An 8,117-nucleotide genomic window follows, 5' to 3' on the forward strand; every position below is an offset into this window, starting at 1 on the left:
ACATGACCATGGCCACCCCAACTGCCGCCAACACGATTACCGAACAGCTTACTGCCGCCGGCCGCGCCATCGAGCACGATTCCTTTGCCATCATCGACGCCGAGGTCGGGCAGCACGACTACACCGACGAACAGTGGCCGCTGGTGCGCCGCATGATTCACGCCAGCGCCGACTTTGAATTCAATGGCCTGACCGCCTTCCACCCCGATGCGATGCGAGCCGGTCTGGCGGCTGTCCAGAAGGGCGGAACGCCGATCGTGGCGGATGTCGAAATGATCTGTGTCGGCCTCTCTGCACCACGCCTCAGGCATTTCGGGATGAGTACCCAGCATTACATTTCCGATCCGGAGGTCATCGAACTGGCCAGGGCCGAGGCCACGACCCGCGCCGTCCAGGCGATGCGCAAGGCGCAGCGGCTCGGCAGGCTCGACGGCGCCATTGTCGGCATCGGCAATGCTCCGACGGCACTGATCGAAGTGATCCGCCTGATCCGCGAAGAAGGAGCCCAACCTGCGCTGGTGATCGGCATGCCGGTCGGTTTTGTCTCGGCTGCCGAATCGAAGGCGCTTCTGATGACCTTGACCGATATTCCGTGGGTGGCGATCAAGGGCCGCAAGGGCGGTTCGACGCTGGTCGTCGCCGCCATACACGCGCTGCTCGGCCTCGCCGAAGCGGTGCAGAAGAACGCCGCTTGAGCGACTCCGGACAGGCGCCTGCGCCGGCCAGAGTCCGCAAGGGTGATGGCCGGCGCGCGCGCGGTAACCGCAGCGGTTTCACCACCGGCGCCTGCGCCGCGGCCGCCGCTCGTGCGGCGACGCTCGGCCTGCTCACCGGTGTGCTGCCGGACAGCGTTCTCTGCCGCCTCCCGAATGGCCAGGAGCACCGCTTTGCGGTCAGTGAAGGTCGCCTCGAGGGGGAGGGTAGCGAGCGGGTTGCACATGCGGTGATCGTCAAGGACGCCGGTGACGACCCGGATGCGACGCATGGCGCACACTTGACGGCCGCTGTCCGGAGGCTGCCGCAACGGGCCGGCGAGGTCATTCTCCAGGGGGGGGGCGGGGTCGGCGTCGTCACTAAAGACGGCCTCGGTCTTGCGGTGGGTGGCCCGGCCATCAACCCGGTTCCGCGCCGCAACATCCGTGACAACGTGATGGCGGTAGCCGGCGAACTGCTGCTTCACGACGGCCTGGAAATCACCATTTCCGTTCCCGGCGGCGAGGAGATGGCGAAAAAGACGCTGAATGCTCGCCTTGGCATTGTCGGCGGCATTTCGATTCTCGGCACCACCGGCATTGTCCGTCCCTATTCGACGGCCGCTTTCCGCGCCAGCGTCGTCCAGGCAGTCGATGTCGCGGCGAAGCAGGGTCAGACCAGGGTCGTCTTCACCACCGGCGGGCGCACCGAAAAATTCGCCATGCGCCAGTTGCCGGAACTCGACGAAGCGTGCTTCGTCCAGATGGGCGATTTCGTCAAGGCGGCTTTCCAGTCGGCAGTCAAACACCGCCTGGCACGTGTCTATCTGGGCGCGATGGTCGGCAAGCTGACCAAGATGTGCCAGGGACTCAGCGTCACCCATGCCTGGAAGGCCGAGATCGACCGTGACATTCTCGCTGCATCGGCACAGGAAGTTGGTGCACCACCCGATCTGGTCGAGGCGATCCGTGCCGCCGAAACGGCCCGCTTTGCTGCTGAACGTCTCGCCAACCTGGGCCTGAGTCTTGCCTTCCACCGTTTGCTGGCCGGCAAGGCCATCCGCAGCCTGAAAAGTTGTTACCCCGGTCCTTATCAGCTCAGCATTCTGGTCTGCGATTTCGAAGGACGCTTCATTTGTCGTCTGGAAGAAGATGAGCTGGCCTGAATCCTGCGCCCTGATCGGGATCCTCGATGACGGCTGGGCCGGCTTGTCCGATTCGGCGCGCCAGCGACTGGCCGTGGCCGAGCTGGTGATCGGCGCCGGCCGCACGCTGGCACTGGTGCGTCCCTGGCTGTCGGCCACGGCGATGACCAGGGACATGGACGGTGCGCTCGGCGAACTTCCCGACTGGGTTCTGAGTGCCCGTGCAGCGGGCCAACGCGTCGTCGTGCTGGCCACCGGCGACCCGCTCTGTCACGGCATCGCTTCCTGGCTGACCAGCCGACTTGGGCGTGACGACGTGGACATCCTGCCGAACGTGTCGACACTGCAACTGGCCTTTGCCCGCTTCAAGACACCCTGGCAGGACATCCGGATCGCCTCGTGCCACCGCGCTGATACCGGCGAATGGTTTGTCGGCGCGACGCCTACGCACGGTCTGTATCCGCTGATGCGGGCGATTGCCATGCACCCGCGAGTCGCGCTGTTCACCAGTCCCGAGAACAACCCAGCGCGACTGGCGCGGGCGCTGATCACCGCCGGCTATGGCGACGAGGCGAGGATCTCGATCGCCTGCCGCCTGCAGATGCCCGACGAACGACTGTTTGCAGATCTTGCCGCAGACGAAGTCGCAGCCATGGCCTTTCCCGAACCGAACATCGTGCTCGTCGAACGGCCTGCCGGCCCCGGCGGACCGGCTTTCGGTCGCGAAGACCTCGAATACCGGCAGCGATCGCCGGAGAAAGGTCTGATCACCAAGCAGGAAGCGCGTGCGCTTTCGCTCGCCAAGTTGCGCATCCAACCCGCGGCGGTGGTCTGGGACATCGGCGCCGGTGCCGGTTCGGTCGGCCTCGAAGCGGCGAGACTGGCGCCCTTCGGTCATGTCTGGGCGATTGAAAAGAATGCCGCCGACGCCGCCAACGCGCGCGCCAATGCGGCGCATTGGCGGATCGGCAATTACACTTTGGTCGAAGGCCGGGCACCGCTCGGGCTCGACACCTGGCCCGATCCGGACGCCGTCTTCATCGGCGGCTCGGGCGGCGAACTCGTCGTTCTGATCGAGCAGGTGCTGGCCCGTCTGAAAGCAGGTGGCCGGTTGGTGATGAACTTCGTCACGCTGGAGAATCTCGCTACCGCGACGGCGGCGCTCAGCGAATGCAATGCCGTCTGGGAACTCGTGCAACTGCAGGCCAGCCGCAGTCAGCCGATTCTCGACATGCACCGGCTGGCGGCGCAGAACCCGATCTGGGTGGTGACCGCCAGGCGAGGCGAGGACTGTTCTTGAGTCGCTGACGCGACTTTCACATGAAAGGATTCTGAATGTCTGAACCTACACGCTACGGCAGGCTGATCGGCGCCTCGCTCGGTCCTGGTGACCCCGAACTGATTACCCGCAGGGCCTGGGCAGTGCTGCAATCCGGCGCCCGTTGGCTGTACCCGGTCAAGAAAGCCGAGGAATCGTCGTATGCGCTGTCGATCGTCGAGCGCGGCGGTCTGACGGTGCCGGCCGATGCCGAACAGTTGCTTTTCCCGATGACCCGAGACCCCGAGATTCTCGGCCGCGCCTGGGTTTTCGCTGCCGAACGCACCGTCGCGCTGCTTGGCGAAGGGCGCGACCTGGTTTTTCTGGTCGAGGGTGATGCCTCGACCTTCGCCACCTTTGGCCACCTCGCCCGCGTCGTTCGCGAACTGGTCCCGGTTATCGAGGTCGAGACCATCCCCGGCGTGTCCTCGTTCGCCGCCGCCGCCGCCGCCGCTGATACCGTTCTCGCCGAGGAAGACGAGACCTTTGCAATCATCCCTGCCGCCTATGGGGTTGAACTCATCGACCACCTGCTCGACGAATTCGACACGCTGGCGCTGTTGAAGGTGAAACCGCTGATTGATGAAATCATCGAACTGTTGGCGCGGCGCGAACTGCTCACGAGCTCGATGTTCATCGAGAAGGTCGGTTCGCCGGATGAACGTATCGTTCGCGATGTCGCCAGCCTCAAGGGCGAAAAGGTCAATTACCTGTCGCTGATGCTGGTGCAGAACCCGAAACGGCTGCGCGGCGAACTGCGCCGTGGCTGCCGCCAGCGCAGGGGAGCCAGCGCAGCAGCGCTCGCTGCGGTCGATCCGGCCAGCAGGCCCTGAGCGATGCAGGTCGCCGTCCTGGCCATTACCCGCCACGGGGTCGCGCTCGCCGGCAGGATCGTCGCCGCACTACCCGGCGCCCGCCTGTTCGCGCCGGAGAAATTCCGCTCTGAAGCCGAGGCCGCGGCGCCAGACGCCGCCCAGTGCTACACCGGCAGGGTCGGCGATCAGATGCCGGCCTGGTTCGCCGCGGTTGACGCGATCGTTGCCATCGTCTCACTCGGCGCCGTCGTCCGCCTGATTGCGCCGCACCTAGGCAGCAAGGAAAGCGATCCGGCGGTGATCGTCGTCGACGAAGCCGCGCAGTTTGTCATCCCGGTGCTTTCCGGTCACCTCGGCGGTGCCAATGCACTGGCCGGGCATCTGGCCGGCGCGCTCGGCGCGACACCAGTATTGACCACCGCTTCCGACGCTCGTCAGACGCTGGCCGTTGACCTCTTGGGCCGCGAACTCGGCTGGGTGTTCGAAGCGACGCATGCCGAACTGGTTCGCTGCAGCGCCGCGGTGGTCAATGATGAAGCCGTCGCACTGGTTCAGGAAGCAGGCCGCAGGGATTGGTGGGCAAACCACGCCAATGGCCGGCCGGGCCCCCTGCCGGCGAATCTGACGCTGTTCGAGAAACTGGAGGATGTCGATGCCGACCACTTTGCTGCCGTACTGTGGATTGCGACGCGCGCGATGCCGGCTGAACTGGCAGCCCGGCTGGCCGGCAGGCGGATCGTCTATCGCCCCGGATCGGGCACCTGAAGAGGAGTCAGGCTTGTCTTCGGTCATCCAACATGGCATGGGATCTTTGCCAAGGTCCGCGGCATGAAGGTCGCCCTCGGCATCGGTTGCGACCGTGGCACGCCGACGGCGACGATCGCACAAGGTATTGCAGAGGCGCTGGCGGCTTGCGCCGCGACGCTGGCCGACGTGCGTGCGGTCGCCAGCATCGACCTCAAGGCCGACGAACCCGGCCTGCTGCAGGTGGTTGAGGAAAATGGCTGGTGCTGTTCGTTTTATCCGGCAGCGGCACTTGCCGAAGTCGCGGTGCCGCATCCCTCGGAAACCGTTCGCCGCCATACCGGCACGCCATCGGTCTCCGAAGCGGCGGCCCTGCTGGCGGCGAATGCCGGGCCGTCCTTGCTGCTGATCGAAAAACACAAGCTGCGCGGTCCTGATGGCCGCCATGTCACCGTCTCCATTGCCAGGATCTCCCAATGAATGCTCCCCTTGAAAAAACCGGCAAGATCATGCTCGTCGGCCTCGGCCCAGGCAGCAGCGAGCACCTGACCGCGCGCGCGCGCGCAGCGATTGCCGAAGCCGATACGGTCATCGGTTACGCCACCTACCTCCGTCTCGTAGCCGATCTGGTCAAGGGCAAGGAGATCATCAGGAAGTCGATGACCGAGGAGCTCGACCGTGCCATCGAGGCGCTGGAGCGTGCCCGCCAGGGCAGGAAGGTGGCGCTGATTTCCTCGGGCGACGCCGGCATTTACGGGATGGCCGGGCCGACTTTCGAGGTGTTGTTCCAGGCTGGCTGGACTCCGGATTCGGGCATCGAGGTGGAAATCGTTCCTGGCGCTTCGGCGCTGAATACCTGTGCGGCACTGGTCGGCGCACCGTTAACCCACGATTTCTGCGCCATATCGCTTTCCGACCTGCTGACGCCGTGGCCGACCATCGCCCGCCGGCTCGATGCCGTCGCCTATGCAGATTTCGTCGTCGCGCTCTACAACCCCAAGAGCGGCCGCCGCACCCGGCAGATCGTCGAGGCCCAGCGTCTTTTCCTTCGCCACCGTCACCCGCAGACGCCGGTGGCCATTGTCAAATCCGGCTACCGCCCGAAGCAGAGCATCGAACTGACAACGCTCGAGCGTATGAACGAGTGCGACATCGGCATGCTGTCGACGGTGCTGATCGGCAATTCCAAGACCTTCATCCAGCACGGTCTGATGGTGACGCCGCGTGGCTACGCCAACAAGTACGCCGTCGAAGCCGGGGAAAGCATCACTCGTGACGGCGAACAGGCCGGTCGCTCGCTGTCCACCGGCCTCGAAGGCTGGATGGCGAGCATCCAGGCGAGCGACAAGAGCGCTGCCGAACTGGCTGTCGAGTATCGCCTGCCGGAAGACTATATTGCCGCGGTGCTGGCGGCCGGGAGACAGGCTGAGGGAGAAGCCGCCGGCGTCGAGAACTGAGCAAGGTCGTCGGTTGCTCGCCGACTTCCGGTCGCGAGGCGATCCAGCGGAAATAGTCTGCGAGAGCCGTGTCGAGCAAACTGACTTGTCTACTGCCGATTGGCGCTGAATGCGCCGGAATCTCAGATCAGGAGTATCATCCGTGCGAATCGAGGTTTCTGCGCTCACTGCAGAACCGGCAGATTCTGCTTGAACTGTCTTCAGCAAGGATACGAAGCTGCTGCGCGCCCGAAGATGCGGCGGTTGATGGAACATTCACGAGCTCGGGGAAATGGGTACCTGACGCTCTGGCCTACGGGAACTCGGAAGATCAACATGAAAGTGCCCAAGCAGATATCCGCAGCGGGCGACCGAACGGCAGTACGCCAACAGATATCGGCAACCGTGTTGTTTGCCGATATCTGCGGCAGTACCCGCTTGTTCGAAAAATATGGCAATTTGCAGGCGCGGCAGATCGAAAGCCGGGTGCTCGAGTTGCTCAAGGCCAAAACCGCCGAGTTCGATGGGAAGGTGGTCAAAACCATCGGCGACGAGATCATGAGCCGCTTTGCGGATGCGGCACGGGCGTTGCAGGCTGCCTGTGAGATGCACTCCACGATCAAGGACGACGCCTACCTGCTGGAATTCGACATTGCTGTCAGGATCGGCCTGCAGCACGGGCCCGTCCTGGTCGAGCAAAGCGATCTGTTCGGGGACGCGGTCAATGTGGCGGCTCGCATGGTTGCCCTGGCCAAGGCCGACCAGATCATCACCACTCGCGAGACGGTTCGCCAGTTGCCGGACAACCTCGAACTGATGACACGCAGTCTCGGTTGGTCGCGTGTCCGGGGCAAGCTGGATGAGTTGGAGATTGTCGAAGTGATCTGGCAGGAGCCCTCCAGCCTGACGCAACTCGTCAGCATCGAGCAGCAGGATGAAGTGCGCAGCCTGTTGTTCGCCCGCCTGATCCTCGAATACCACAACAAGACGTACGAGGTGATGCCCGACTCCCACATTTTTACCATCGGGCGCGGCGACAGGAACCATCTGGTGGTAGATCAGGACCGGGTTTCCCGCACCCATGCCGACATCGAATTTCGCCAGGGCAAGTTCATCCTGGTCGACGGCAGCACCAACGGTACCTATGTCCTGCTGAACAATGGCTCGCGTTTCTTCGTGCAGCGCGAGGAGTTTACCCTGCATGATCGGGGCATTATCTGCCTTGGAAAGGCGGTCACTGCCAATGACCCTGATCTGATCCGCTACGAATGCGTGCAGCCGTGATGCACGGCCTGGCCCGGTGATCACATCCGGGAGCTCGGTGCAGATGGAGCAGGGAGGGGGCGGAATCTCCTTGCCGTGAAAGAACACCTTGCTAAAGGCAGCGAATCTCTGGCGCCTGATGCCCATCAGACGAATTCGAAGGCAAAGCGGGCCAACCATTGCGCCAGAGCCTGGCGGTCACGCTGGAATCCGCCGAACTCCGCCAACTTGACGTTGGTTTTGCCCGCCGCCTCTGCCGAAATCACCCAGGCCGTGATCTTCGCCTGGGGCACGTCCAGCCCGTGCAGGGGACACGGGAGAAGTCGAGCAATAACCTGCGGTGACACCCCGATCCTAAACGTGACCCGCTGAACCGACTCGTCCCCCGGATGGCCTCCTGAAGAGTGCACGGTCAAAAGGCCGCAGCAGTCCACCCACCCGCATTTTCTTTCATCATCCGGGATGGCGTGATACCGCAATTCGCCATGAGTGTTTGGGCCAGCTCTGGCGTCGGTAAATTTTACAGATGCATGTCGAGACTGACCGCTTCCCTTTACTTCAGAGAAAACAAGATTTCTCCAAGTCGTTGTATTTGCTATTTAAGTTGAGTATGTTCGCATACATGGCATGTTCTTTGCTTAAGTCGTTGGCCGGGGGAGCATTCCCGCCGCAATTTGAATCTTGTATACTGAAATAGGTAACAA

Annotated in this window: 9 protein-coding genes; 8 read left to right on the top strand and 1 reads right to left on the bottom strand. The window is 63.3% G+C overall.

From position 1 onward, the window contains the following. Positions 1-8 precede the first annotated feature (8 nt). The 8 genes from AW06_RS01180 to AW06_RS01215 all read left to right on the top strand — a co-directional run bounded on the left by AW06_RS01180 (position 9) and on the right by AW06_RS01215 (position 7,434). Positions 9-695, top strand: a complete 687-nt coding sequence (locus AW06_RS01180) for a precorrin-8X methylmutase (RefSeq protein ID WP_034944306.1) — start codon at positions 9-11, stop codon at positions 693-695. Continuing rightward, positions 692-1,858: a cobalt-precorrin-5B (C(1))-methyltransferase gene (locus tag AW06_RS01185; protein ID WP_034944234.1), complete on the top strand. Its 1,167-nt coding sequence runs from the start codon at positions 692-694 to the stop codon at positions 1,856-1,858. Before AW06_RS01180 ends, AW06_RS01185 begins: the two co-directional genes overlap by 4 nt. Continuing rightward, positions 1,845-3,137, top strand: coding sequence for a bifunctional cobalt-precorrin-7 (C(5))-methyltransferase/cobalt-precorrin-6B (C(15))-methyltransferase (locus AW06_RS01190; RefSeq protein WP_034944237.1), 1,293 nt, complete (start codon positions 1,845-1,847; stop codon positions 3,135-3,137). Before AW06_RS01185 ends, AW06_RS01190 begins: the two co-directional genes overlap by 14 nt. Before the next feature lie 35 nt (positions 3,138-3,172). Beyond that, positions 3,173-3,988, top strand: a complete 816-nt coding sequence (gene cobI, locus AW06_RS01195) for a precorrin-2 C(20)-methyltransferase (protein WP_034944240.1) — start codon at positions 3,173-3,175, stop codon at positions 3,986-3,988. Between the two features lie 3 nt (positions 3,989-3,991). Continuing rightward, the gene (locus tag AW06_RS01200) at positions 3,992-4,735 is read left to right on the top strand and encodes a cobalamin biosynthesis central domain-containing protein (RefSeq protein ID WP_034944244.1); all 744 of its coding nucleotides are present in this window, start codon (positions 3,992-3,994) and stop codon (positions 4,733-4,735) included. Between the two features lie 63 nt (positions 4,736-4,798). Next, positions 4,799-5,194, top strand: a complete 396-nt coding sequence (locus tag AW06_RS01205) for a cobalamin biosynthesis protein (protein WP_034944246.1) — start codon at positions 4,799-4,801, stop codon at positions 5,192-5,194. Then, complete coding sequence (gene cobJ, locus AW06_RS01210; RefSeq protein WP_034944309.1) at positions 5,191-6,171, top strand: precorrin-3B C(17)-methyltransferase; 981 nt, start codon at positions 5,191-5,193, stop codon at positions 6,169-6,171. Before AW06_RS01205 ends, cobJ begins: the two co-directional genes overlap by 4 nt. 315 nt (positions 6,172-6,486) lie before the next feature. Further along, positions 6,487-7,434 carry an adenylate/guanylate cyclase domain-containing protein gene (locus tag AW06_RS01215; RefSeq protein WP_171047357.1) on the top strand — a complete coding sequence of 316 codons (948 nt, stop codon included), beginning with the start codon at positions 6,487-6,489 and terminating at the stop codon, positions 7,432-7,434. A 125-nt stretch (positions 7,435-7,559) separates the two neighbouring features. Here AW06_RS01215 and AW06_RS19630 read toward each other — a convergent pair whose 3' ends face one another. Further along, the gene (locus AW06_RS19630; protein WP_171047356.1) at positions 7,560-7,706 is read right to left on the bottom strand and encodes a hypothetical protein; all 147 of its coding nucleotides are present in this window, start codon (positions 7,704-7,706) and stop codon (positions 7,560-7,562) included. Positions 7,707-8,117: the final 411 nt, after the last annotated feature.

The organism is Candidatus Accumulibacter cognatus, from assembly GCF_000584975.1.
Taxonomy (GTDB): domain Bacteria; phylum Pseudomonadota; class Gammaproteobacteria; order Burkholderiales; family Rhodocyclaceae; genus Accumulibacter; species Accumulibacter cognatus.